The organism is Collinsella aerofaciens (assembly GCF_005844325.1).
Lineage (GTDB): Bacteria > Actinomycetota > Coriobacteriia > Coriobacteriales > Coriobacteriaceae > Collinsella > Collinsella aerofaciens_G.
In genome coordinates, this window is the sequence record NZ_SPFY01000002.1 from 81,098 (window position 1) to 105,636 (window position 24,539).

The window sequence follows — 24,539 nt, forward strand, 5'->3', positions numbered from 1 at the left end:
GCATGATATGGATATCAGCGGCGATTTCTCCATCTCGGCAAAAAATGGCTTCAAGTTGAGCATCGGCTCGGACTTCGAGGGGGCGGACCTGTTCAGCGAAAATTCTTACACTGACACTCATGCCATGAGCCAGGATAACTAGCCGGTATAGGGTCACTTGAGTGGGTATGCGTCTGTTCAAGTCACCCATCGATTTGTTTAAGAAATAGTTAAACTACGAAACAAACGGCACGTGGGTAACTCACGACTCAGCGAGAGTAAAAGGAATAGGAGAAGAAGGTTCATGTTTTGCCCCAAATGTGGCAGCAAGATTGGTGATGATGCGCGGTTCTGTACCGAATGCGGTCTGCCCTTGGGCGGGCTCTCGGGCAAGACTGCGGCCGAGGAGGGGCCCAAGGCCGAGCCGTCGGAGCGAGAATCATCGTCCGCTGAAGTCATAATGGAACCCACAGATACCGAAACGGACTCTGCGATAGGATCCGCGAATGCCGAGTCCACAGCAGAACCGAGCCCCGAGCCGGTCTCGAAGACCGCGGGTAGCGGTCACTCCCAGATGTACAACTTCTTTATGCAACGCTGTCAGGTCGGTAACCGCCTAGTGCCGCAGTTTGCTATCATGATCGCCGCATTTATCGCCGCTGCAGGCATCGCTTACGCTGCTTTCATGCTCTACAAGAACGTCATCGAGCCCAATCTCCAGCAGCAATCCGTGCAACAGGAGCAAGCGACCGAAAGGCCCAAGAAGGACGAGAGAGCGGTCGAAGAAGTTGTCTATACGTTGGAGGCAAAGTCATTGACGGTGTCTGCTCCGGTCGACCCTATGCTCGAACAGGGCGAGCGGAGGGACATGGAATGGTCCTATCCGCAACTTAAGAGCTCCACCAAAGACGACGTTGCAGACAAAATTAACAAGGCGATTCTCGAGCCCCTTCAAATTGACGCGGAGCGAACAAATCGAGCATCAGATAATGAGCAATCAGATGCTGAGTTGTACCCCGACGGCGAATTTCCCTGCATATCGAGAAACGTGACGGTAACGTACATGGATGAGAACTTTTTCTGTATCCGTGACGAGCGCTATTCGACGGGATGGGGTCCGCATGGCGGCACGGTTGTGACTGGTGTTATTTTTGATTTGCATACGGGTGATACTGTTAGTCCTCAGGACATGTTTGGCATTGATACCGAGGATCTTGCCAGTTCCATGAGTTCGGCAGTTTGGCCGTATCTTACGGAAATGGGCAGAGAACATCCGTCTGATTACAATTCGATGCTCATGCGGAGTAATTCTTCGGACTATTCAATCAAGGGCTCAACGTGCTTGTGTGTGACATCCAAGGGACTGGTGTATCACACCGAAGACTATGAGCTCGGTACTTTTGCGGACGGCAATTGCGAGATTTTGGTTGCGTCCTGGGATGATGAGTCTCAAGTGGGGTCCGAAGTAACCCCTGATGAGGTCAAGGACGGTACAACGGTGAAAGTCGATAAGGAGGACTAACATGTTCTGTCCCAACTGTGGATTTGAGCTTGATGGCGATTTGCGATACTGCACCGAGTGTGGCTATGCACTCGAAGATGCAAAGGCGGTGCTGAACTCTGCCAGCAACGAAGTGGCAGAAGAGCCTTCCGTTATCAATGAGGCTGCGGAAGAGATTTTCGCTAGTGACGAAACGGAGAAGGAGCCTTCCGCCGGTGCCGAGGCGGGGGAGGAAAAGTCGCCCGTGGAGAGCGGGCCCGTAGCGGACGAAGAAGACGACCGGCCCAAGGACGACGTGTCGTCCGATGCAACGCCTTCGATTCCAGCCGTGCGCGCCGACCGGCCAAAGCCGATCAATCCGGTCGCCAAGCCCGTCGCGGCGCCAGCCCCTGCGCCTGCGGCGAATGTATCCGCACAGAAAAAGGAGCCCAAGGCGCTCTATATCGTTGGTATCGTCGTTGGTCTGGCAGTCATTGCCATCTTTAGCTATCTGCTGTTCTTTAGCAAGTCCGGCGACGTTGCCCATTACGGCCAGGACAAGGCCATCGTGGTGGCCCAAGAATCCAAGATTACCCCGACCGACGCAAAGGGCGAGAAGATCAAGAAGTACTCGGTGACCCTGAACGGCGACAACGGCTACAGCACCAATGCTGAGGTTAAGGGTGACGAGGGCTTCACGGTAAGCCAGTTTCCCGATATCAAACCGGGAAAATATACCCTCACCGTTAGGGACTCCAAGTCAAAAGTCGAGTGGAGCATTCCCGTCAAAGTCGTCGATAACTCTAAATCCACTGATGCCGTAAAAGAGGTTTCCCTCGAGGTGCCTAAGGCCAACGAGGACGATACAAAGACAGGCGAAGGCGACAAGAAGGATGGAGGCGCCGCTGCGGACAATACCGCTGCGTATGCCGCTTACAAGCAAAAGTGCCAGGAATATCTCGCGTGCTATGGAGAGCCACGAATTGTTGAGGCGACTGATTCTGTCTATGCGATGCGGGGGCTTTGTCTTGTCGACCTCGTTGATTTTGATCAGGATGGCCAGCCTGAGCTCTTGACCGTTGTGAACGGTATGAGCGATGACGAATTAAAGAGCGCTTGGAATGGAGATATAGAGGGACTTCAGAAGTCCTACACCGTAGAGGTTTGGTCGGCAGCTGATGGTGGCGTCAAGAGGCTTTACAGTCAAAATTGGCTTGATAACAGCAACGGAGGAACGATGTTTCTTCCGCTGATTAAAGCGGATGACGGCAGCATCCTCGTAAGCCAAAGTACATATGAGATGAGCAATGCGATTACGGCATTGCTTGCTGGCAGGCAGGCTTTGGCTGGGGACAATACTTCGGTATACGGCAAGAAAGGCGATGTTTTTTCGCTTGTAAGCAACTGCGAGTCCTGGGGAGTTGCGCCGAGCGAGGGCAATGGCTACGAATACTATTATGCGTCGGAGGGCAAGGACATTTCCGAGACGGACTATAATGCCCTATATCAGCAATTTGGCTATGGGCACAATTACCGGACATACTACTTCTTTGATTTTTCAACCTCAGGTTACGGCTCTATTTCGGGGGAATCCCACGTCGATCCCAATCAAGTTGCGGAAGTCACCAAAGATACGCTCAAAAAGGTGGGAATCGAATAAAAACTGAAAGGGGCTTGGAAAACTGTTTCCAAGCCCCTTTCTTATAGTAGTTGCTCGAGTCCAACAAGCCTCGCGCTGCTTGCTTGAGCCGCTCTATTTTGACACGCTTTGGTAAATCCACTCTTGCTAAACAAGTAATACTGTTCGATCGGCCGACCCAGCAGCGCGCTGCGCCGCTCGAGTGTTTCAAGAACATCGGTATCTACGGGCTCGTTTCTCCATTTGCACTCGCCAACGATGAGCTCCCCATCGGCGCCCTCTAACACAACGTCAATCTCTTCTTGCCGGCGCGTGTTCGGGTTCGTGCCCCACCAAGAGCCGATTGCCTTGGGCAGCACATCCAGCTCGCTCTCAACAACCTGCCGCATCAACCACTGGCGGCACACTTCTTCAAATGCAGGACCTACAAAGGTGGACAAATCATGCTTGGCGATACGCGCGGCCACAGCGGCTCCGAGCCCCTCCTCAATTGTTCCTGCGTACTGTGGAACAAAACGATACCAAAACCTAAACAGGTTATCGCAGATCCGATAGACTACCTGGCGTTTTGTTGCCTTTACAACAGGCGTGACGCGCTCAACGATTCGCAGCTCGATCAATGCGTCGAGCAGTCGCGCGACCTGTGGCGTTGCGAGGTGGGTAACATCGGCAATCTCTTTGGAGCGTACATAGCCGTTGGCAATGGCGGTTATGACGGCATTGTAGATAGCCGGGCTGCGGACCTCTTGCAGCAGATAGTTCTGGGGTTCGGCATACAAAAACGCATCTTGACGCAACAGCGCATGCTCAAGGTTCCATTGAGTGAAACGCGTGCCATCGAGCTGTGATAGATAGAGCGGCATCCCGCCAACAACGGAATACAGCTCGATGACCCTTTCGATGGGTGCATCGGGAAGCATGAGCGCCGCGTCGAAGATGGTGAAGGGGTCAATGCGCAGCTGCATGGTGCGGCGTCCATAAAGAGGGCTTTGGTGTCCTAGTACCTGGTGTTCCATAAAGCTCATGGACGACCCGCAGAGTACGAGGAACAGCTTGCTCGTGTCTTTATGTCGATCGATAAGCGTTTGCAAGCACGAAGAGATGCCCGGATCGCTCTCGGCGAGGTAGGGATACTCGTCAATAATCAGAACGATTCGCTCTGTCTTGGCGTGTTCGAAGACGGATTCGAGTGCAACCTGGATAGAGGGGAACGCTGCTCCTGCGGCGCTATCGCCAAGTATCTCGCGGCTGAGCAGCGCGAGATTTTCGCTTGCAACGGTTTGCTGCCCAGTAAAGAAGATCACATGGGGTTTGCCCTGTGTAAAGGCGTGAAGCAGGCTGGTTTTACCTACGCGACGCCTTCCATAGACTACAGCAAACTGAAAAGAACTCTTTTGATAGGCGGTTTCCAGGGATTCAAGCTCTTCCCGACGTCCAACAAACATGATGCGCCTCGCTCATATACGTATTACTAACATATATATTACTAACACGTATATGAGCAACTTTCCACCCGTCAATCGGATGGCAAGGAAATGACAGCGTTTCTACTTAACGAGGCGCTTGAGCTTGGCATAGTCCTGAATTTGCTTTTTGCGCTTGGCGTTGAGGAGGTTGTTGAGGTCGAGCTTCTCAGCGGTGCAGCGTTTGAGTAGCGCGGAGCTATCAAAGCCGTTTGACTCAATGTCTTCATCCAGATCGTGCTTGAGCTTGGTCCATTTATTGAGCTGCGAGCGCACGTAGGCCGCGGGACGTTCTATCTCGTTGGCGATGTCGCGTACACTGGTGCCCGTTCCAAACAGCTCGCGTATCTTTGCCGTCTCCTTGCGCGTGCGCTCATTTTTGGCATCGGTCTTGCATCGATCGCTGCAGTAGTGCCGTTTGACGCCACGATGCCCGGCAAGTGAATAGGCGCGTCCGCACTGCTCGCAATAACCAATTTTGACGGTGCTCAGCTTGCGTGAAAAATCAAACCAGAGCCACGAGAGATAGCTGTCAAAGGAGAGGAACCCTGTGGACTCGTTACCCTGGAACACATCCACGTGCGCGCCCGAGAGATGCGAGATCACGAGCGCCTGCACCAAAGCAGTGAGTGCATCGCGGTCATCATTTTCAAGTTCTTCGCGGCGCTCCTGGATATCTGCTTGAGGGTCGATTACATAGAAGCTCTCCTCGCTATTGCTGACCTTGAGTCGCGCTGAAATCTCCGAGCTGGAGTCTTCGTCCATGTAGAACATCGCCTGCAAAACACTGAAGTCATTGGCGGTGAGCTCGTGTTCAAAAGAGAGCACGTTGAGTGCAACGAGGGATTCTTCCTCGTCGATCATAAACATAAAGGCGTAGAAATATCCCGCATCGGATTCGATTTTGCGCACGATGGGCAGGCTTTTGAATGAGTCGGTATAATCACCGCCCGCCCTCAGGATAGTGGTGTAGATCTTGAAGGATGACCCGTTTGCCGCGCAGGTCACCACTGATTTCTCGATTCTTTCCAATGCGGAGACCTTTGCGATGGTGCAGCTCCCGTTGAGGTATTCCTGGATGCGCATGGCAATAAGTGCTGCCATCGCGGCATTGGCCCAATCGCGTACGGATTCTATTGCGTGCTTGCCAAAAAGCGGCCCGGTCTGTTCGGCGTAATCAAGTACGTTAAAGAGGCTTGCGCGGAAGGGCTGCTCTTTAACGGCGGTGGGTTCGATGCATGATGCCAGCCTGATCAGATCGGCATGGCGCTCGCTGTGTGCGGGCCCTTCGTTGCTTTTGTTGCCGGCCAGCTCGGTGGGCATGTAGAGTTCAAAGACAAGCTGGGCCTCGCCAACGGGCCTATTGGGTTCGTTCTCTATGAGGTTGACTTTCTTAAACGGAATCGAACCTTCAACGGTGCGTGTTTGGGAGAACTCAAACATTGTTACCCCTGTCTCTAGCTGCAGGTTTAATAGCGTAGCACGTTTAGGAAAATTACCCGGTCAAAATCTCTATATCGGATAAACGACAAATCGTATCTTGTGATCGTCAAGAAAAGGGGTAACGAGAAAGGACCCGATTATGCATTGCAAACAGTGTGGAGCAGAGATTAACGACGGCGCCAAGTTCTGCGGCGTGTGCGGAACGCCTACGGTCGCGGCTGCGGCCAGCGCGGTGGGGGACGCGATTTACGTCGAGGCCCAGCCGATTGAGAGCCAGTCTGTCGAGGCTCAGTTTCAAGCGGCGGAGGATGCAGAGGCCGCTGCTTGCCTGCAGGATTCGCTTCACGAGTCCATCGGGTCGCTTGGGCGAGCAGCGGTGATTTCATTGCTCTATGTGCTCTTTTTCAATTACGTGCTGGGAGGTGGCTCGCTGGGACTTAACAATATGATTCCGCTGGCGCTGCTTCTGATTGGTCCCTGGAAGGTGATTATCTCGCTGTACCGCAGCGGTGTAAGGCTTCCCCTTGTCTATGGTAGCGGCATTATCGGTATCACGATTATGCTAATCGAGCTTGTGGTTCTCGTGGGCCTTCCTGTCGTGGTTCTGATGCTTTTTTACTGGTTGGGCAGCGTGATTCACGGGGCGGTTCCTGTTATTCCCGAATCGGTTCCGATGACGATCGTGGCGCTCTGGCCTATTGCCTCGGTTGCCAACATCATCTTCAAGGCAATCAAGCTGCACATGGCTCGCGCCTAGCAAGTAGCCCGTCGCATGCCTTCCGCGTGGGGTCAGGCGAATTTGAAAGGTGAAAGAAAAGGTTTACAGTCGAGCAAATTGCTCCTGGGCCTTTTCTGTTTGCAGGCTGTGGGCTATCGTTTCGATATGCTGAAGTTCTAGGGGGATTTATGTACTGTGCAAGCTGCGGGGCAAAGATCAAAGACGGGGCGCGATTCTGTTCTGCATGCGGAAAACCGTTGGATGTGGATGATGCGCCGGCGAATGCTCAGCAGCCGCTTCCTTCAGGTACACCAAAGGCGTCTGCTGATAGAAAAGCGACAAGCGATCCTGCTGTATCTCGCGCAGAGGGCCCTTCTCTGGCGCCCTCTGATCATATGTCCTTTGCGGCCTTTATGATGCAGCGTCGGCAGATCGGCCGTTTTGCTGTGCCTACGTTTGTCACCATTCTTGCAGCAATCATCTTTACCGCTGGTGTCGCTTACGCCCTGGTCAAAGCTTACGAAGCCTTTGTGCTGCCTCAAGCGCAGCAGCAGGAGCAGCCGGCTGCAGTCGAGGAGAAGTCGTCTAAAAAGAAGGTCGCGGCAACAAACAAGAAAGCACGCAGGGCTTACGAGGGCGTGGTTGCGCGTTACGAGGACTTTGCGAGCTATTGCGAGCGGAAGGGGGCTGGTGCTGCCAGCTACGACGACTGGGCCCAGGGACGCGGTGATGATTCTGGACTGGGGCAGATATTCGTTTATAACAACCAGACTGCCCCCGGCTTTTTAAGCTACTACTATGCTTTCGATGATTTGAATGGCGACGGAATTGACGAGCTGCTTGTTGGGTTTGTCGATGCGCAGAACGATATTTCGGCGATTGTGGGTGCCTACTGCTTTGTTGATGGAGAGGCCGTTTCGGTTATGCCTTCGTCAGAGATGGTAGAAGGCTCCAGCAATATGACGAATCAGTATGACGGTTTTATTGCTCAGGGTGAGAGCCAAGTCATTACTGTCTGTAAGGACGGCATCGTTAAATTTACTTGTAGTCAGGATTGTAACCAGGCAGATTTCTATATTTCGCTTACTGCAAAGGGTCCTGAGGTCGTAGACGCGGTGCAAATTCAAAATAAGGAATTCGATAGGCAGAATGGCGCCTACTTGGTGAGGACCGTTGAGGATGGTGGCAAACCGCAGGAGGCGATGGTCCAGGGGCGTGAGGAAGCGTGCAGAATTCTTGACGAGCTCGCCGGGAAGTATCCGGAGGCCGACATTGAAATGCCGTCCGCAAGCAGCGATATGTGGAAGGCATTCAAAGGGGTGGAGCCTTCGGAGGGCTCTTTGAAGGACGGCTCTGGCACTGCGGACGATCGATCTGGCGCATCTCAAGCACCATCTGAAGCGGCATCCGATAGCAGCGACGATGGGGAGGCCGCTGCGCGCGGCGATGGCGTGATCGCCGACATGGATGCGTTCATTGCAAACGCCAAGCGCGAGTTGATTGTGCCAGATGACGCCTCTATTACGTTCAAGGTCGCTGATAAGCCAAACTATTGGGAGGGGGCGGCAACGTACGTTTGGTACGTCGAGTTTTATAAAGACGGAAAGGTCGTAGCGTCTGCGGAATGCGGCTCCGAAGGGTACCCATGTCGGTCGATTATGGCCTATCACGAGAGCTGGTAACTTTAACCGAGCCGTTTTGGCATTACAGCGCGCGCAGCTCTTATGCCTTTCCCCTTGTTCCATCCGACGAGTTTAGTTGCGGCTAAAACGGACGTTACGAAGAGCTGACCGAGAGGCCGAACGCGCTCGCCCGCTCAGCGGGTATGCCCCAAAAGGGCATCTGGGGTTCGAACCCTCCCGGTTCTTCGTCAGTTGACCAAAGGTGCGACATTATTGCCGCTCATCGGGGGTGGCTAAATGAGATGACTTGAGGGCTATAATTAGCCAAGCTAAGTTGGGGACAGATTGAGGCGCACAGGCTTTCGATGCGCCTGTCGACTCGGCAGTTCACAATTTATTAGACACGCGGAACGCGTGGTTTGGGATTAACGAAAGGAATCAGCATGTCACTGTTCCATAGCGATAACGAAAAGGAAGAAAAGCACAGCGGAATTCTCGGTGCCTTTTCTGTCGACAATATCAAATGGGAGCCTGGCAACGACGAAGATGCCTCGCTTGTCTCATTCCGCTATCCCTACGAGGATTTTCCCAACGGGTCCTATCTTCAGGTTGCGCAATCGCAGATTGCCGTTTTTACCAACAATATGGGGGCGGGCAGTTCTACTGACGCTACGGGTGCCGGCGATTCTCAGGTAAGCGTGTTTGTCGGTCCGTGCAAGATCAAGCTCGACACGGGAGACAGCCGATTCGCCCCGTTCCGCAATGCCGCCCATTCGCTTACCGGCGGTAGCTCGGCGTTTCATTCCGTTGTGTACTTTATCAATACTAACTACATGAACGAGCTGCGCTGGGGCACGACCGAGCCCATCATTGTCCAAGACCCTGAGGAAGACGTCAACGTTCATGTTCGCGCCTTCGGTTTGTTTGGCGCGCATATCGAGCAGAATGACTCGAGCCTGGTTCCCATTCAGGTGAGGAAGTTCCTCGTTAAGGTCGTGGGCACGCGAGATCGCTATACGCGAGAAGAACTTACTTCCTTTATGCGGGCAAAAATCCTTGAGTATGTTCCTGACCTGCTTGCCAAGGCGATTGTTGACCAGGAGGTTTCCGTTCTTAAAATTGCGACGCATCTGAGCGACTTCTCGTCTCAGATGCAGGGCAAGCTCGTTAACTATTTCGATGAGTTTGGTCTCACGCTCGATAACTTCTCGTTCAACAGCATCAAGCCCTTCGAAGAGGATCTTGCTGCCATCAACGAGATGAAGATCCAGCGTAAGCGGAGCATTCTCGAGGCGCAGGGTAACGCTGCCCAGATGGACATCGAGTCCGAGGCACTTGCCAGGAAGCGTGCGCGCGAAGGCTACAACTATCAGCAGGAGCGCGGCATGGACGTAATGGAGAGTGCTGCGGGCAATGAGGGGAGTGCCGCATCGGGCCTCATGGGAGCCGGCATGGGACTCGGCATGGGCGTTGGCATGGGCGGTGCATTTGGAGCTGGCTTCTCCAACTTGGCCAACCAGGCCATGGGCGCTGTTGCTCCCATGGTTGGAACGGCTTCCGCGTCCGCAGGTATGCAAAACGGTCCCGTGTGTCCCAGTTGCGGAAACGTTAATCCGATGGGTGCTAAGTTCTGCCTGGAATGCGGACAAAAGCTCGAGCAGGGTGTTGCGTGTTTGGCGTGTGGGCATCTTAACCCGGTCGGTGCCAAGTTCTGCCTGGAATGCGGGAACCGGTTGATCTCGCCAAGGTGCCCGAGCTGCGGAGCCGAGTTGCCCGAAGGGACCAAATTCTGCCCCGATTGTGGAACTAAGATCCAATAAGGAGAAACAAAGATGAACGGTTCTGTTAAACGTGTCATTTTGGGCGAGGCAATCGTCTTGGTGGCGTGGCTTGTAATCATGTTTGTCTGCAAAAACGCGCTGATGAACCCTATCGTCTTTGCTATGTCGCTTGGCTTTGGGGTTTTGGCTTTTGCGGCGGCTTCGATTTCGGCTGCCATGTCCGATAAGCAGTCCACGGTCAAAAGCACGACCGAAATCCATTATTTGCCGGTCGCATCCAGCTGTGCCTACTTTGTCGTTGCCCTTCTGGCCAACACGTACTTTGTGTTTGCGGCATATGGGTGGGGCGGCAGCACGATTCCAGTCGTCGTAAACGTTGTCCTTCTTGCTGTGCTTGTCCTTGTGCAGATGGGTCTGGGCTTCAATGGCCGCCAGGTTGACCAAAAGGTTGCTGCCGTGGCCGCAAAGACGGTTCAAACGGCGCAGTTCGGATCGTATGTGGGACAGCTCCTCGCCGTGGCGCAGGACGCTCAGGTCAAAGCCGAACTCAAAGCGCTTAAGGATGACATCTCCTTTAGTTCCAACATGTCGCAACCCCATGTTCAAGAGATCGAGCGACAGTTCTCCGCCGCGCTTGAGGCGGTCTCGAATTCCATGAGTGCCGATGAGCCGGCAGATGTTACGGTTGGCCTTGTCCATGATGCGCGCAATATCTGGAAAAAGCGCAATGCGGCGCTGACCGCTGTCAAATAAGGGCTCGCGCTGCTTTTTGCCAGGGCACTTTGATGGTTGAAGTGGGGGAAGCTATTGGAAATCAACGGTATAACTTGTGAGGGCTGCGGCAGCACCGATGTCGAGTTTGACCCCGCAACTCGAAAGGTTCATTGCAACCAGTGCGGTCGCGAGATGTACTATTCGCGGGCGCGTCTGGGGGCCACGGGCAAAATCGCGTTTGCCAAGGACAATGCCATCAAGTTTTTTAAGGGTGGTAACTTTCCGGAGGCCCGCAAATTTGCCGCGGACGTGCTCAATATGATGCAAGACAACGCGGCAGCACAGTTTATGGTTGCGTACTGCGATGAGTTTTGCGAAGGTCTTTCGGGTTCGATGACGGTTTTCTTTAAAAGGGCCGAAGATATCCCTCTCGAATATGACGAAGTGCGTGACTTGATCGACTTGTTTGAGTCGACGCTCTACAACATGCGTGACTTTGAGGTTCAGATGGTATCGCTCGTGGTCGCCAATATGCAGAGCATGGAGGATCGGTCTCGGCTTGAGAGCTTTATCGATGCTGTGTGCCCGTTCTGCATAGCGCGGTATGCTTCGGAAGACTTTATGACCGCAGAGCGGGAGAGCTTCTATCAAGATATCGCCGCCAACTGCAACATACCCAAGACGTGTCTCGCACTACTCAAGGGCATTAGAGAGAACCCCGGGTCCCCCTATAAAACTGGTTCGTTTGCGTTACGAAGAAGGACCTCGTACTTTCTCGAACACTATGTGGAGCCCGTCGGGCGCATCGTCAATTCGATGAAGGCAAGCCAATACAAACAGAAGTTTCTCGTGGCCTATCAGCAGGTGTCCGAGCAATACCGAAGCATGGCCTCTCAATAAAGCGGATGGCGGGTGCTTACTCGCTTAAAGCTATTGGATGATCTAAACAGTTCAAACTGAAAGGTGGTACAGATGAGTGATTCGGGTTTAGATACTGCCCTTATCGAGCGCAGAATCGCCGCTATTGGAACAAAAGTTGACCAGATGACCACGAAGGTCGATAAGGTCGAATCCCAAATGGAGGAAGTGCGGAAGGACCTTAAAAAGCTCCGAAAGGACTTTCTCGAGATGATGCTCGAACAGCGTCGTACCGCCGCACTTGAGCAGGCGACTACGGAGCTCGTGAGCGTCCGGCAGGAGATGGACAAGAAGTTCGGCAACTACTCGGTGGTTCGAAACACCATGGTCGGTATTCTCCAGGCAACCGATGCAGCGCTCGTGCGCAAGGCGACGATTTCGACGGTCTCCGAGGAGTTAATGATTTCTACCCCGGACTACTGGCTGGCGCCTGTCCTGGTTGCCCTTGCGGCATGGATCAACAACAACCGAGATCTTGCAGAGCGCGCAATACGCGAGGCTGTCAAACGTGACAACGAGCACACGTCGCTTGCGATGGCTCTGATCTGCAGACGTAATAACCGCACGGCTACGTGCTACGAATGGCTAGCACGCTACTTCTCGACGCAAAACGCCGCCCGCATCGATGCCGATGCGATGGTCTACATCGATGCTTATATCAACGGCATCTTCGGAACCGACGAAAAGCACCTGTGCGACGACTATATGGCGGGCTGGATCGAGCAGATCAGAAATCAGAGCCCTGAGTTCGAGAATGAGCAGTCAGAGTCATGGGCGGAGTACTTTACCGGCTACGAGGAGGATATGAGCTCGAGATATCCGGCACTCAAGGTGGTGGTCAAGGAGTTTGACTACATCAATAAGTATCTCGGAAAAGTCGAGGCAATCGAGAGCATCTCCAATGACTTCGCCGACCTCAAGGCTTCTGATGTTGACGAGAGGACGCTTGCCGAGCAGGTTGACAGGCATCTGATGGAGCTCGTTAACTCCGATGACTCCAAGGAGCGAAATTTGCGCCGCCAGGAGGAGTATCTTCTTGCGGTCAAGGCGTTTGGCGGAGACGTGGAGCGCGCCCGAGAGCTCGTCAATCGTCGCCGTGATGAGAAGCGTCAGCAGACGATGAATATCATCGACCAGATGACACGCTCGATGCGCGACCAGAGTGCGTCTGTGGATGTGCATAAAAAGAAGACCGCGATTCAGTTTTTGGGTTCCTATATCAACGGTGGTTTCAACCGGTATCGCAAGAGCGATGTCCCCGAATTTCCGCAGGCGATCACCCTTGACTTCGACGGATGGACAAGCAGAGCGGTCACCGGCGATGAGGGCAATGCGCTGCGCGGCGATTATGTTCGCTATGTCGGTGAAGAGAAGAAAAAGGAGCTCGCTGAGCTTGATGTCAAGGTTGCGAAGGGCAACAAGAGCCACAAGATAGCGGCCGTTGTCCTCGCTGTTTTGGGAGTAGCTTGCTTTGCGTTTGTAAACCAGGTTATTGGCATTCTGCTTCTTGCGGGGGCTGGCTATTGTCTAGTAAAGACGGGCCTCTCGAGCAAGCAGCGCGCTGCGGAGGCAGAAGAGATTGAGGCCAAATACTCCAAACGCATCCAGGAAGGCTGTTCCGAGATCGATCTGGCGCTTAATCAGTGGAAGAGCGCGAAGGAAGCGGCGGCCGAGCGCAGCGACCTGCTTAAGCTCGATAAGGTTGCCTAGCCGATAGGATTGACTCGATAACCATGAATGGAGTGAAATAGATGACTGATGAAGTGACTGATTTCGACCATAACGATGCCGCGATGCAGGACTTCGATGCATTGAGCGAGCTCGATAGTCTGTTTGAAGAGGACGAGCGACTGAAGCAAGCTGAGAACAATGTTTTGACTCAAAATCTCTCAGGCTTTGCAAACTGCTTTCCCGATTGGGATTTGCATCCGCCGGTAGCGTAGAAAAGCGCTTGAAACACAAGCTGCGATCATTTGGAAACATCGATGTTTCTGCGGGCTAGAAGCCATGGGGCTTTTGGCCCGCTGTCTTTCATATGCCGGTCGGCGGCATAGGGCATCAACCGTATTCTAGGTTCTTGGATGCCAGGCCGACTCGCTTCGGATCGGGCGCTACACTAACTTTCTCGAGACTACCAATCTGACAGGGCCTCGTCCGCGTGTGGACGGGGCCCTTTTGCGTGGCCTTTTATGTCTGCTATACTGCTAGCACGTAGAAAGGAGCCGCTATGGGAACGGCAATGGTGCAGCTCAACACGCGAATTGATCCTATGCTCAAAGCTGGTGGCGATGCGGTCCTAACTCGCAATGGGTTGGGGCCGAGCGATGCCATTCGCGCGCTTTGGGTCTATCTTGTCGAGCATCAAGCGCTGCCGGGATTTATGGTGGCGGATAAGCGCGAGGCGCCCCGTGCGGAGAGCCTGGCCGAGCAGGGGTGTGGCCTAGCTTTTTCCTCGTTGGGGCTAAGCGCTTCGGATTTTGCGCCAGCTGAATCGTCTGCGGAAGACTGGGATGCCGTACGCGATGATATGTATGACGCGATGATTGCCGACATGGAGGCGAATTGCCGATGATCGAGGCAAAGCACCTGCTTGTGGATACGAATGTGTGGCTTGATTATTACCTGCAAGAGGGGGCATTCGACGAAGCGAAGCGCCTGGTGGAACTTGCCGAGGCGGGAAAGATTGACCTTCTGTACGCGCCGACGACGGCAAAGGATGTGTTCTACATTTTGCCGCGGCGCCTAGCCCGGCGGAATGCGAATGGGATGAACGTGCCGTTTGCCTCGGCGTCATGGGCCTGCATCGAGCACATGATGCAGGTGGCGACGGCCTCTCCGCTTTCGTTGGCAGAGTGCGAAATGGCGCGCATGCTTGGCAAGCGCATGCCGGATCTTGAAGACAACCTCATCATCGCTTCGGGCGAGACGGCAGATGTCGACTACGTGGTCACGAGCGACCGACGCATGCTGGAGGCGATGCCCGAGGTGTGCTTGACACCGGCTCGTGCGCTCGAGATGATCGGGATCCTCGGCTAACCTTGTCTGTTTCGTTTCGCTATCATATGGGGCATTGTGAACCTCATGCAACTTTGGAGGACAGTATGGCGGATAACGAAGCATTGTTTACGCCTGAGCTGGTGTTTTTTGATTGGGAGTGTGCGACGCCGGATGAGGTGTTTGCGCAACTCGAGGACGAGCTCGCTCCGCGTGGCTACATTGCGCCCGGTTGGCTCGACGCCGTTCGCACACGTGAGGATGCCTATCCCACGGGCCTTGCCATGCCGGCGGCCAACATTGCCATCCCACATACCGATCCGGGATTTGTGGCCAAGCCCTATATCGCGGTGGTGAAGCCCGCCGCGCCCGTGACATTTAACGCTATGGCTGGCATGGGCGCTCCGGTGCCGGCGCAGATCGTCATCAATCTGGGCATCGCCGAGCCGGGCGGCCAGGTCGAGGCCCTGCAGGCACTCATGAACATCTTTATGGGCGCCGATGCCGCAGCCGACGTGCTCGGCCAGACCACGCCCCAGGGCATGGTCGACGCCATCCGCCGCCACTTCTAAGGTGGGGCTGAGTCGGCACTTGGGGACTGTCCCTAACTGCCGGCTGCCAGAGCTGTCCCCTTTGCACCAAAATGGTGCAGATTAATCTGTCCCCAATGCACCAAGCGTGCCGCGGGGGCTGCGTTGTGACACAATGGCGTTTGTTCGATTCGTTATGCGAAAGGCCAACTATGGCAAATAAGAAAAAGAACTCCGAGGCCGCGCCGACGCCCGAGCAGCAGGCCCGCGCTGCCTCCAGCTCTCGCAAGAAGCAGCGCAAGACGTACGTGTCTAAGACCGTCAAGATCGTTCTGGTGGTCATCGGCGTGCTGGCGATGCTGCTTTCCGTCTCGGCGATGGCGTGCTCCGGCCTTATGTCGCAGGCTGAGGACACCTCGGGCTACAAGCTGACCGGCGGTGTTGCTGCCACTATCAACGGCACCAACCTTACCGAGGACACCGTGACCAAGCAGATCATGAGCATGCGCACGTCCTACGGCTACACCAAGGATGAGGATTGGGCGCAGTATCTGGTTGACAACGACCTCACGCCCAAGAAGTACCGCAAGCAACTCATCGACTCCTACATGCAGCAGATTCTGCTTCAACAGGCACAGAAGGAGAACGGCGTGACGGTGTCGGACGAGGAGGTCGAGAAGGCTTGGAAGGACGCGTGCAAGAGCGCGGGCGGAGCCAAGGCCTTTAAGAAGACCCTCAAGACCTACGGCTATACCGAGGACACCTACAAGGACTCGCTCAAGGAGAGTCTGGCGCAACAGAAACTCAAGGATGCCGTCGCGCCCACGAGCAAGCCCAAGGACAGCGAGATTGTCGATTACATCAACGAAAATCTGTCCAGCTACAACGACGCCCGCCGCTCGTCGAACATCCTGATCAAGGTTGATTCCGACGCTTCCGACGAGGACAAGGCTGCCGCCAAGGCCAAGGCGCAGGAGTGCCTGGACAAGATCAACTCCGGTGAGCTGAGCTTTGAGGACGCCGTTGAGCAGTACTCCGAGGACACCGGTTCCAAGGAGAAGAAGGGCGATGTGGGCTGGGATAAGCTCACCACCTTTGTCGACAGCTACCAGACGGCGCTCGAGGGACTCAACAAGGGCGACGTGAGCGAAGTCGTCGAGTCGACCTATGGCTACCACATCATCAAGTGCACCGACTACTTCCATGTCGATAATCAGGTTGATGACATCAACCAGGTGCCCAAGGACATCAAAAAGTACGTCTCCAACGTGGTGAAGACGCAAGCGGCCAGCACCGCGTACAGCGAGTGGCTGGAGCAGTACAAGAAGGATGCCGACATCACCGTCAACCCCATGCCCAAAGACGTACCCTATAACGTGAGTCTGAAGGGTGTCACCAAGAGTTCGACCGACGATTCGTCGACGACTGAGTAATCATGGGGCGGTGCTCGCGCGAGTGCCGCCCACACTATTGAGGAGGATTTGCAGATGACCAACGAAGAGCTGCAGAAGGAAATGATTGCGGCCATGAAGGCCAAGGACAAGGTTCGCCTGTCCATCATTCGCCAGGTTAAGGCCGAGGTGAAGAATATCGAGGTCAATGAGCGCCGCGATGTGACCGAGGAAGACGTCAACAGCATGATCAAGCGTCTGATCAAGCAGACGAGCGAGACGCTGGAGATGTCCATCAAGGCCGGCACCGACCAGGAGCGTACCGACAACCTGACCGAGCAGGTCAAGATTCTGGAGAGCCTGCTGCCCGCGCAGGTTTCGGGCGAGGAGCTCGAGGCCCTGATCGAGCAGGTTATCGCCGAGCTGGGCGCCACGTCCAAGAAGCAGATGGGCCAGGTTATGGGCGCACTCGGCAAGGCCACCGGTGGCAACTTCGATAAGCCGGCCGCGGCAAAGATCGTCGGAGCCAAACTCGCGTAGGGGCCGAGCGGTACATAGTTGATGTTTAGGGGGGCGTGGCCGTCATGGTCGCGCCCCTTTTTGCTGGGCTGGGCACTCATTGGGGACAGGCTTAAATGAGTGCCCAATGAGCAGGTACTCATTTAAGTCTGTCCCCAATGACTAGGTGGAAGGTTGCGGGTTCTTTACGGGAATGTAGTGTGGGCTGCGGAAACGTGATTCTTTCCGTACAATAGTTCAACTCGTGTAAACGCAGGGAAGGGACATTCATGGCAGACATGATCGAGATCAAGCATCTCAACAAGTACTTTGGCGACCTGCATGTGCTCAAAGATATCAACCTCACCGTCAAACGCGGCGAGAAGCTCGTAATGATCGGGCCTTCCGGTTCGGGTAAGTCGACGCTCATCCGTTGCGTCGATTATCTGGAGGAGCCCACGTCGGGCGAGGTCGTCATCGACGGTACGCCGCTCACCAAAAAGAATCACCTGGAGATGGCTCGCAAGTATAGTTCCATGGTGTTTCAGCAGTTCAACCTGTATCCCAACATGACGGTGCTCGGCAACCTGACGCTCGCGCCCATCAAGCTTCAAAAGAAGAGCAAGGAGGAGGCGACCGAGATCGCTGTTGCCGCGCTCAAGCGTGTTGGCATGGCGCATAAGGCCGGCGAGTATCCGCAGAATCTCTCGGGCGGTCAGCAGCAGCGCATCGCCATCGCCCGTGCCCTGTGCACCAAGCAGCCCATCATCCTGTTTGACGAGCCGACCTCGGCGCTCGACCCCGAGATGGTCCAGGAGGTTCTGGACGTTATGATTGAGCTCGCGCAGGAGGACATTACCATGATCTGCGTGACGCACGAGATGGGCTTTGCGCGCCAGGTGGCCGACCGCGTCATCTTTATGGAGGACGGCCGCATTCTGGAGGAGGGCACGCCCGAGCACTTCTTCGATAACCCCGAGAACCCGCGCTGCCGCGAGTTCCTGTCCAAGATTCTGCACTAGGCGCGGTGATGGACATGACGGATATGACGAGGGCGGCCGTGTCGCGCCGTCACTTTTTGCAGCTGGCGGGCGCCGGCATGCTTGCGCTGACGGGGACCGCGCTTACCGGTTGCGGCAACTCCACCAGCGGCGAGGGCTCCGACAAGGGCTCCAAGCTTGCGGCCATCAAGTCGCGTGGCCATCTGAATGCCGGCGTTAAGAAGGACGTTCCCGGCTATGGCTATTACGACACCGCCAAGGGCCGCTTTGAGGGCATGGAAGTCGATTTGTGCTACCAGATCGCCGCTGCCGTCTTTGGCGTGAGCTACAAGGAGGCCCGTGCTCAGGAGCTTGTCGAGTTTACCGACGTAACGCCCAAGACGCGCGGTCCGCTGATCGATAACGGCCAGCTCGACGTGGTCGCAGCGACCTACACCATCACCGACGAGCGCAAGAAGAGCTGGGATTTCTCGACGCCGTACCGCACCGACTACGTGGGACTCATGGTTAAGAAGCGTTCGGGCTTTACCTCGATTGAGGATCTGGACGGCAAGGTCATTGGCGTGAGCCAGGGTGCTACCACGCAGGGCCTGATCGAGCAGATGATCAAGGACAACGGCTTTAGCTGCAAGCCCGAGTTTAGGGCCTTTAGTGGCTACCCCATCATCAAGAGTTCGCTCGACGCCGGCAATATCGATGTCTTTGCCATGGACCGCTCCACGCTGGCCGGTTACATGAACGAGACCGTTGAGCTGCTGCAGCCCGAGGTCAAGTTTGGCGAGCAGGGCTACGGTGTGGCGACCAAGAAGGGCTGCGACCTTTCGGCCGTGGTCGATCAGGTGATTTGCGATCGCCTGGCCGATGGCTGGCTCGACCAAGAGGTCAAGACCTGGGGTCTTGTATAGGCGCATCGTCCAAGGAAGGAATCAAATGCTCGAAGGATTATTTGACGCCGACCGTTGGTCGACGACATTTCAAAACATGGGGCCCTTCTGGGAGGGCTTTGGCGTGACGCTGCAGGTGGTCGTTGCCGGTCTGCTGCTGTCGCTGGTGCTGGGCACGCTGCTGGGCGTGTTCTCTACCACTCGCTCGCGCGTGCTGCGCGCCATAAGCCGCGTGTACGTGGAGTTTTACCAGAACACCCCGTTGCCCGTGCAGGTGCTCTTTATGTACATGGCCGGTCCGCAGTTTTTGCAGGCCATAACCGGTGCCGACCAGCCGGTGCGCATTGCGCCGTTCGTGCTGGGCTTCTTGGGTGTGGGTCTGTATCACGCAGCCTACATTTCGGAGGTCATCCGCACCGGTATCGAGGCGGTTCCGCGCGGTCAGATGGAGGCGGCCCAGAGCCAGGGCTTCACCCGTGCGCAGGCATACTGGTACATCGTGCTGCCCCAGACATTCAAGATCATTCTGCCGCCGCTGTGTAACCAGGCGCTCAACCTGGTCAAGAACACGTCGGTGCTGGCGCTCGTGGCCGGCGGCGACCTTATGTACCGTTCCGACAACTTTGTGAGTCTGTACGGTTACCTGCAGGGATACATCGTCTGCTGCCTTATGTACTTCATCATCTGCTTTCCGCTCGCCATGCTGGTGCAGTGGCTCGAGCGCCGCTCCAAGGAGCGTCCGCGCGGCGTGAGCCTGGCCGAGCTGGGGCTCGACAACGTAGAGGAGGCCTAGCGCATGGAAATCTTTAACGCGACCAACCTGCTCTACATTTGGGGCGGCTTTGTTAAGACAATCGAGATCTCGGCGCTGTCGATCTTTTTCTCGCTCATCTTTGGCACGGTGTTGGCGCTCGTTAAGAGCTATGCGCCCCGCCCGTTCCGTATTTTGGTGAGCGCCTATATCGAGCTGTTCCGTTGCACGCCGAACCTGCTGTGGATCCTGTTTATCTACTTTACGGTGCAGGGTTTGGACATTGTGATTTCGACCATCGCCTTTACGCTGTTTACCAGCGCTGTTATGGCCGAGATTGTGCGCGGCGGCCTCAACTCGATTCCGCGCGGCCAGTTTGAGGCAGCGCAGAGCCAGGGCTTCGGCTTCTTTGCCACCATGCGCTACATCATTCTGCCGCAGACGTTTAAGACGATCATTCCGGCGCTGTTTAGCCAATGCACGACCGTCATCAAGGACAGCTCGTATCTTTCGGGCATTAACGTGGCCGAGCTCATGTACACGGCAAACGTCGTGATGGCGCATGCGATCGACCTGTCGCAGGTGCTTATGCTCTACGGCCTGGTGTTTGCGATGTACTTTGCACTCAACTTTGGCATTTCGCTGCTGGTCCGTGCGTATCAACGTCGAGTCGTAGCCGCATAGTCCTGCTTCCCCAAGCACGGCACCTTGCCCCTCAATCGTCGCTTGCGTACATTTAGTACGCGGCGCTCCTCTTTCGGGACAATCTGCCGCACTTGGGAAACCAGGACGGTCGTAAGTGACAAAATGAGAAACGAGGACAGCCTTTTTCTCATTTGTTAGAAAGGATTCGCGATGAGCGATCTGGTGAACAAGAAGAGCCCTGTGGTCATTACCATCGCGCATGACTTTGGTGCCGAGGGCCACGAGATTGGCCGTATCCTCGCCAACGAGCTGGGGATTCCGCTGTACGACAACGAGCTGCTGGTGCGCGCGTCGCTGCGCGCGGGTGAGTCGCTCGATAAGATGGCGGCCTACGACGAGCGCCTGGCCGTGGAGAACATGGCGTTTCTGCCCGACCGTTACGATGCCCGTTCGTACTCGGACAAACTTTTCCAAAAAATGAGCCAGGTGATTTTGGACCTGGGCGAGACCGAGAGCTGCATTATCGAGGGTCGCCTGTCCGATTATCTGCTGCGCAACAACCCCAACCACATTGCCGTGCTGGTGACTGCCCCCTTTGAGGACCGCGTCGAGATCGTTCGCAAGAAGCGTGGCCTCAACAAAAAGAAGGGTGCCAAGCTGGTCAAGCAACAGCAGAAGGCGCGTGAGGCGTTTTACAAGCGCTACAGCGCCGGCAAGTGGAAGATGACGAGCGGCAAGGACATCGTCGTCAACCGCGCCAAGCTGGGCCGCGAGGGCTGCAAAGATGTCATCGCCGCAGCCTACCGCTACAAGCTGGCGCGGCTCGAAGGCTAGTCGACCGAAACCACCACAAAGGGGACAGGCACCTTTGTGGTGGTTTTTGTTTTAGGCTGAGGGAAAGGCTTTGGTGAGGCCGGCGCGCGTTTGCGTGTCGGTCTTTTGGTAGATGGAGCTCAGGTGGCGCTGCACCATGCGCATCGAGATGCCGAGCTCCTCGGCGATCTGTTTGAGCGGGCGCTCGTCTTGGGTTACGGCGAACAGCACGTCGACCTCGCGTGGGGTGAGAGCGTGATCGGTGATGAAGGCTCGGCGCTGTTCCTCGATGCTGGGTGCTGCGAGTGCCTCCTCGGCTCGTTGCTGGTGTTCGCGCTCCTGCTCGGTTTGGGGCAGGCGGAACAGGCCGGCGGCAACGAACGCAACACTCGCCGCCACAAGCAGCATGAGCGCGCCGATCATGATGAGGGCAACATTGCCCGAGGCAACCAGTGCCAGCGAGACGCCCGACGTAGTGAACGCGCACACGTTGTTGGCTGCGCGACCCATGCCGGCCCACAGGGCGGGTGCATGCATGCGCGGTGCCAGCTGTGTAAACGTGGCGGTAAAGAACGTGACGAAAAAGCCCGAGCTCAGGTAAAAGACGACGAGGCCTAAGTTGAGGTCGGCGCCGGCTTCCACAGCCAAAATCGAAATGGTGGAGAGCACCGTGACACCGAGCATGACGAGTCCCATGTAGCGGCGCTCGGCAAGGTCAAAGACGATGCCGGCGACGAGACCGCTCGCTGCCAAAAAGAGGCGTGGCCAGGTCTGCACCGCAATGGTGCCGTGGGCGTTGGAAAACGTGACGACGTTATCGAGCGTCGAGAACAGGCAGGCGAGAATCATGACGAGCGCAATGCTCCAGCATGCCTGCTTGGCGAGGGCGTGCGAGGGCTCGGTAAAGGGATTGGCAAGGTCGCCGGAGCTCTTGGCGGCCTTTTGGGGAGCGGCGCTGAGGGCGGCGATGACAATTGTCGCCGCGCCAAGAATGATGAGCTCGACGATGCCGCCGCAATCAATCAGGTTAGTGGCAAACTGCATCAGGATGCCGGCGGCATAGGCCGCTCCTGCGCCGGTAGCGAGCTTGGGGTCGTCTTGGAACGTCATCGCGAAGGTATGATGTGCCGCGGCACCCAGCAGGCCGAGTCCGAGGAATGACGTGCACCCCAGAATCTCGAGCGCAAGCGTGCCCGCGGGGAACTGAATCTGGGTCAATCCCAAGATGGCGATGGGGACGGCAGCGGTGGCGATTGCCTGGGGCTGCCTTTTGCGCCGGCAGATGGCCCGCATGCGAATTTGTACCCCGGGACCCGGATAACTTTTCGTAACATGGTGTTACAGAAGCACCCCTTTCGACAAGGAGGTTCACATGCAAAAGCAAATCCATGACAGTTCAATCAACCGCGGCCGCGCATGCTCGCTCTCCCACGGAACGTGGCGTCGCGTGGGCGCCAAGCTCGCCTGTGCAGGGGCCTGCGTGCTCATGGCCGGTCAGCTGCTACTGCCGAGTGTGGCGCTCGCCGCCGAGTGGGTCAACGTGGGCGGCACGCAGTACAACAGGGGCACGGCCGCCGGCGACGAGGCGGGAACCTGGTCCTGGGACGGTGGCGACGACATGAAGCTCAACGGCTACGACGGCGCCGGCATCAGTGCTCAGGGCAACCTCAATATCGGCGTGACGGGCAATAACACCATCACGGCCGATGCCGGTCAGAACGCTATTGCTGTTAAAAACGGCAACCTCGCCATTACCGGCGACGGCACCCTTAATGCGACGGCTCAGAACGATGTTATTGCGGCGGAAGGCGACGGCAATGTCGGCGGCGATGTGACCATCAGCGGCACCAGCGTCAACGTGACGGCTTCGGGTACATCGGATCATGTGACGGGCATTCGCGCGACGGCCGGCAGCGTGACGATCGATAAGGGCGCCGATGTCAAAATCGAGGCGAAATCGGCGGAAGGATCTTGGCGTCCAATGCAGAGCATCTACGGTATCTTTGCCGATAACATTCCCAACAGACACACTGCTCAGGAAGGCGAGCAGGAAGAGCCGGATTCCTCTTACGAGCGCGGTGCCGATGTCACCATCGATGACGCCAATCTGTCGATTAAGACTGCCGATGCCCCGTGGGCTTCCGCGTGCATTTATACGGTCGGTATCAAGAAGAATACCTTCATGAAAATCGTTAACGGAGCCGATGTCGTGCTTTCCGCCGGTAGTGCGGCCTCGTTCTCGGCGGGCATCGGCGCACGCTCGCAAGACGGTGCGGTGTGGATGCTTGTCGAGAAGTCGAATCTTACGTCTCGAAGTCTATCTGCCGCAAGCAGCATCGATGCCGCCCGCAATCAAAGTTTTGGAATCATGGCAGAGGCAAACACCAGGTCGGAAACGCCTCGTATCCAGATTTTCAACTCGAAGATCGAGGCTTCGGGTGCGACTGCGGGAATCTATGCGATCAACCGCAACGTCGTGAATGCGACACTGTTCCATGCCGCGATGATTGATTTGCGAGGAAATGCGACGATTACGACTCCGACGGATGGTGCCGTTCGCGATGTGAAAAAGGTTGTCGATACAGGGCAATGGCTGAGTTCCCAGAACGGGCAGGTCATCGGTGTTGCCGGTTCGTCTGCGATTTCGGATATCGTCGGTTCTGCCGAGGTTGCCCATGATGTGGTGATTAATTTTGGGGACGGGCAGGAGCCGGAACCAGCGCCGGACCCCGAGCCGACTCCGGACCCCGATCCCATGCCCAATCCCGAGCAGAAGCCTGACCTCAAGCCCGTAGATAAGGACGCAAAGACCACCATGACCGTTGCGACCAAGACTGCTGCCGGCGCCAAAAGCGCTTCCGGTGTTCTGGCCGCCACGGGCGACAACGCCGCGACGGCCGCAGCCGCCCTTGGTATCGCCGGTGCGTCCGTCATTGGCGCCGGCTTCGTCGCGTCCAAGCGCCGCAAGCGCTAGATTTTGGTGGCTGCCCTCGGCCTCGTCCTCAGCAAAATCTCAATCTATAACACGTAGCTGCTCAAAACGGTCCTAGATGTTACAGATTGAGATGAACCGTCTGACTGCCAACCTAATGTCTCGATCTGTAACACCAAACGAGTAATTTGGGTTCCAGATGTTACAGATTGAGACAAGCTGGCGAGTGTCGGAACAACGTCTCGATCTGTAACACGTGGCGGGAGATTTGGCCTCTTACTGTTATAGATCAAGATGAACGGGCGAAGCGCCGACATAATGTCTCGATCTGTAACATCTACGG

The 24,539-nt window shown here is 55.9% G+C and carries 23 protein-coding genes; 20 read left to right on the forward strand and 3 right to left on the reverse strand.

What is annotated here, in order from left to right; translation table 11 throughout:
* Positions 1–283: 283 nt before the first annotated feature.
* Positions 284–1,501: a zinc-ribbon domain-containing protein gene (locus FGQ61_RS01190; RefSeq protein WP_138374297.1), complete on the forward strand. Its 1,218-nt coding sequence runs from the start codon at positions 284–286 to the stop codon at positions 1,499–1,501.
* Position 1,502: 1 nt separating this feature from the next.
* A complete protein-coding gene (locus FGQ61_RS01195) occupies positions 1,503–3,119 on the forward strand; it encodes a hypothetical protein (protein ID WP_138374298.1) in 1,617 nt (538 codons plus the stop codon).
* Between the two features lie 41 nt (positions 3,120–3,160).
* On the opposite strand, the gene FGQ61_RS01200 is transcribed toward FGQ61_RS01195, so the two are convergent.
* The gene (locus tag FGQ61_RS01200) at positions 3,161–4,543 is read right to left on the reverse strand and encodes an ATP-binding protein (RefSeq protein WP_138374299.1); all 1,383 of its coding nucleotides are present in this window, start codon (positions 4,541–4,543) and stop codon (positions 3,161–3,163) included.
* 102 nt (positions 4,544–4,645) lie between these two features.
* On the reverse strand, positions 4,646–6,004 hold the full coding sequence (locus tag FGQ61_RS01205; RefSeq protein WP_171021466.1) for a hypothetical protein: 1,359 nt from the start codon (positions 6,002–6,004) through the stop codon (positions 4,646–4,648).
* 139 nt (positions 6,005–6,143) lie between these two features.
* On the opposite strand from FGQ61_RS01205, the gene FGQ61_RS01210 reads away from it, so the two are divergent.
* From FGQ61_RS01210 to FGQ61_RS01290, 17 genes are all read left to right on the forward strand, one after another.
* Positions 6,144–6,761 carry a zinc ribbon domain-containing protein gene (locus tag FGQ61_RS01210; protein ID WP_138374301.1) on the forward strand — a complete coding sequence of 206 codons (618 nt, stop codon included), beginning with the start codon at positions 6,144–6,146 and terminating at the stop codon, positions 6,759–6,761.
* Between the two features lie 149 nt (positions 6,762–6,910).
* The gene (locus FGQ61_RS01215; RefSeq protein ID WP_138374302.1) at positions 6,911–8,404 is read left to right on the forward strand and encodes a zinc ribbon domain-containing protein; all 1,494 of its coding nucleotides are present in this window, start codon (positions 6,911–6,913) and stop codon (positions 8,402–8,404) included.
* Positions 8,405–8,787: 383 nt separating this feature from the next.
* Positions 8,788–10,164 carry an SPFH domain-containing protein gene (locus tag FGQ61_RS01220; RefSeq protein ID WP_138374303.1) on the forward strand — a complete coding sequence of 459 codons (1,377 nt, stop codon included), beginning with the start codon at positions 8,788–8,790 and terminating at the stop codon, positions 10,162–10,164.
* Between the two features lie 12 nt (positions 10,165–10,176).
* Positions 10,177–10,878, forward strand: a complete 702-nt coding sequence (locus tag FGQ61_RS01225; protein WP_118258819.1) for a hypothetical protein — start codon at positions 10,177–10,179, stop codon at positions 10,876–10,878.
* A gap of 54 nt (positions 10,879–10,932) precedes the next feature.
* Positions 10,933–11,739, forward strand: coding sequence for a hypothetical protein (locus FGQ61_RS01230; protein ID WP_118258817.1), 807 nt, complete (start codon positions 10,933–10,935; stop codon positions 11,737–11,739).
* 72 nt (positions 11,740–11,811) lie between these two features.
* Positions 11,812–13,467: a hypothetical protein gene (locus FGQ61_RS01235; RefSeq protein ID WP_138374304.1), complete on the forward strand. Its 1,656-nt coding sequence runs from the start codon at positions 11,812–11,814 to the stop codon at positions 13,465–13,467.
* Positions 13,468–13,508: 41 nt separating this feature from the next.
* Positions 13,509–13,700, forward strand: a complete 192-nt coding sequence (locus FGQ61_RS01240; protein ID WP_089572626.1) for a hypothetical protein — start codon at positions 13,509–13,511, stop codon at positions 13,698–13,700.
* Positions 13,701–13,984: 284 nt separating this feature from the next.
* Complete coding sequence (locus tag FGQ61_RS01245; RefSeq protein WP_138374305.1) at positions 13,985–14,329, forward strand: type II toxin-antitoxin system RelB/DinJ family antitoxin; 345 nt, start codon at positions 13,985–13,987, stop codon at positions 14,327–14,329.
* The gene (locus FGQ61_RS01250) at positions 14,326–14,793 is read left to right on the forward strand and encodes a PIN domain-containing protein (RefSeq protein WP_212745423.1); all 468 of its coding nucleotides are present in this window, start codon (positions 14,326–14,328) and stop codon (positions 14,791–14,793) included. The genes FGQ61_RS01245 and FGQ61_RS01250 overlap by 4 nt, the downstream gene beginning before the upstream one ends.
* A gap of 65 nt (positions 14,794–14,858) precedes the next feature.
* The gene (locus FGQ61_RS01255) at positions 14,859–15,323 is read left to right on the forward strand and encodes a PTS sugar transporter subunit IIA (RefSeq protein ID WP_138374307.1); all 465 of its coding nucleotides are present in this window, start codon (positions 14,859–14,861) and stop codon (positions 15,321–15,323) included.
* Between the two features lie 170 nt (positions 15,324–15,493).
* On the forward strand, positions 15,494–16,714 hold the full coding sequence (locus tag FGQ61_RS01260; RefSeq protein ID WP_138374308.1) for a peptidylprolyl isomerase: 1,221 nt from the start codon (positions 15,494–15,496) through the stop codon (positions 16,712–16,714).
* A 54-nt stretch (positions 16,715–16,768) separates the two neighbouring features.
* The gene (locus tag FGQ61_RS01265) at positions 16,769–17,212 is read left to right on the forward strand and encodes a GatB/YqeY domain-containing protein (protein ID WP_006235801.1); all 444 of its coding nucleotides are present in this window, start codon (positions 16,769–16,771) and stop codon (positions 17,210–17,212) included.
* A 248-nt stretch (positions 17,213–17,460) separates the two neighbouring features.
* Positions 17,461–18,192: an amino acid ABC transporter ATP-binding protein gene (locus FGQ61_RS01270; protein ID WP_124785724.1), complete on the forward strand. Its 732-nt coding sequence runs from the start codon at positions 17,461–17,463 to the stop codon at positions 18,190–18,192.
* A gap of 8 nt (positions 18,193–18,200) precedes the next feature.
* On the forward strand, positions 18,201–19,076 hold the full coding sequence (locus tag FGQ61_RS01275) for a transporter substrate-binding domain-containing protein (protein ID WP_082435536.1): 876 nt from the start codon (positions 18,201–18,203) through the stop codon (positions 19,074–19,076).
* Between the two features lie 25 nt (positions 19,077–19,101).
* A complete protein-coding gene (locus FGQ61_RS01280; RefSeq protein ID WP_035136546.1) occupies positions 19,102–19,848 on the forward strand; it encodes an amino acid ABC transporter permease in 747 nt (248 codons plus the stop codon).
* A gap of 3 nt (positions 19,849–19,851) precedes the next feature.
* The gene (locus tag FGQ61_RS01285) at positions 19,852–20,490 is read left to right on the forward strand and encodes an amino acid ABC transporter permease (RefSeq protein ID WP_138374309.1); all 639 of its coding nucleotides are present in this window, start codon (positions 19,852–19,854) and stop codon (positions 20,488–20,490) included.
* Between the two features lie 171 nt (positions 20,491–20,661).
* Positions 20,662–21,285: a cytidylate kinase-like family protein gene (locus FGQ61_RS01290; protein ID WP_138374310.1), complete on the forward strand. Its 624-nt coding sequence runs from the start codon at positions 20,662–20,664 to the stop codon at positions 21,283–21,285.
* 51 nt (positions 21,286–21,336) lie between these two features.
* Here FGQ61_RS01290 and FGQ61_RS09610 read toward each other — a convergent pair whose 3' ends face one another.
* A complete protein-coding gene (locus FGQ61_RS09610; protein WP_212745424.1) occupies positions 21,337–22,557 on the reverse strand; it encodes a helix-turn-helix transcriptional regulator in 1,221 nt (406 codons plus the stop codon).
* 79 nt (positions 22,558–22,636) lie between these two features.
* Here FGQ61_RS09610 and FGQ61_RS01300 point away from each other — a divergent pair, with 79 nt between their 5' ends.
* Positions 22,637–24,238, forward strand: a complete 1,602-nt coding sequence (locus FGQ61_RS01300) for an LPXTG cell wall anchor domain-containing protein (RefSeq protein ID WP_138374311.1) — start codon at positions 22,637–22,639, stop codon at positions 24,236–24,238.
* Positions 24,239–24,539 lie beyond the last annotated feature (301 nt).

Bases quoted from the DNA above. Each gene is read 5' to 3' on its own strand.
- FGQ61_RS01190 (WP_138374297.1), top strand. From the start codon at position 284: ATGTTTTGCCCCAAATGTGGCAGCAAGATTGGTGATGATGCGCGGTTC.
- FGQ61_RS01195 (WP_138374298.1), top strand. From the start codon at position 1,503: ATGTTCTGTCCCAACTGTGGATTTGAGCTTGATGGCGATTTGCGATAC.
- FGQ61_RS01200 (WP_138374299.1), bottom strand. From the start codon at position 4,543: ATGTTTGTTGGACGTCGGGAAGAGCTTGAATCCCTGGAAACCGCCTAT.
- FGQ61_RS01205 (WP_171021466.1), bottom strand. From the start codon at position 6,004: ATGTTTGAGTTCTCCCAAACACGCACCGTTGAAGGTTCGATTCCGTTT.
- FGQ61_RS01210 (WP_138374301.1), top strand. From the start codon at position 6,144: ATGCATTGCAAACAGTGTGGAGCAGAGATTAACGACGGCGCCAAGTTC.
- FGQ61_RS01215 (WP_138374302.1), top strand. From the start codon at position 6,911: ATGTACTGTGCAAGCTGCGGGGCAAAGATCAAAGACGGGGCGCGATTC.
- FGQ61_RS01220 (WP_138374303.1), top strand. From the start codon at position 8,788: ATGTCACTGTTCCATAGCGATAACGAAAAGGAAGAAAAGCACAGCGGA.
- FGQ61_RS01225 (WP_118258819.1), top strand. From the start codon at position 10,177: ATGAACGGTTCTGTTAAACGTGTCATTTTGGGCGAGGCAATCGTCTTG.
- FGQ61_RS01235 (WP_138374304.1), top strand. From the start codon at position 11,812: ATGAGTGATTCGGGTTTAGATACTGCCCTTATCGAGCGCAGAATCGCC.
- FGQ61_RS01240 (WP_089572626.1), top strand. From the start codon at position 13,509: ATGACTGATGAAGTGACTGATTTCGACCATAACGATGCCGCGATGCAG.
- FGQ61_RS01245 (WP_138374305.1), top strand. From the start codon at position 13,985: ATGGGAACGGCAATGGTGCAGCTCAACACGCGAATTGATCCTATGCTC.
- FGQ61_RS01250 (WP_212745423.1), top strand. From the start codon at position 14,326: ATGATCGAGGCAAAGCACCTGCTTGTGGATACGAATGTGTGGCTTGAT.
- FGQ61_RS01255 (WP_138374307.1), top strand. From the start codon at position 14,859: ATGGCGGATAACGAAGCATTGTTTACGCCTGAGCTGGTGTTTTTTGAT.
- FGQ61_RS01260 (WP_138374308.1), top strand. From the start codon at position 15,494: ATGGCAAATAAGAAAAAGAACTCCGAGGCCGCGCCGACGCCCGAGCAG.
- FGQ61_RS01265 (WP_006235801.1), top strand. From the start codon at position 16,769: ATGACCAACGAAGAGCTGCAGAAGGAAATGATTGCGGCCATGAAGGCC.
- FGQ61_RS01270 (WP_124785724.1), top strand. From the start codon at position 17,461: ATGGCAGACATGATCGAGATCAAGCATCTCAACAAGTACTTTGGCGAC.
- FGQ61_RS01275 (WP_082435536.1), top strand. From the start codon at position 18,201: ATGGACATGACGGATATGACGAGGGCGGCCGTGTCGCGCCGTCACTTT.
- FGQ61_RS01280 (WP_035136546.1), top strand. From the start codon at position 19,102: ATGCTCGAAGGATTATTTGACGCCGACCGTTGGTCGACGACATTTCAA.
- FGQ61_RS01285 (WP_138374309.1), top strand. From the start codon at position 19,852: ATGGAAATCTTTAACGCGACCAACCTGCTCTACATTTGGGGCGGCTTT.
- FGQ61_RS01290 (WP_138374310.1), top strand. From the start codon at position 20,662: ATGAGCGATCTGGTGAACAAGAAGAGCCCTGTGGTCATTACCATCGCG.
- FGQ61_RS09610 (WP_212745424.1), bottom strand. From the start codon at position 22,557: ATGCGGGCCATCTGCCGGCGCAAAAGGCAGCCCCAGGCAATCGCCACC.
- FGQ61_RS01300 (WP_138374311.1), top strand. From the start codon at position 22,637: ATGCAAAAGCAAATCCATGACAGTTCAATCAACCGCGGCCGCGCATGC.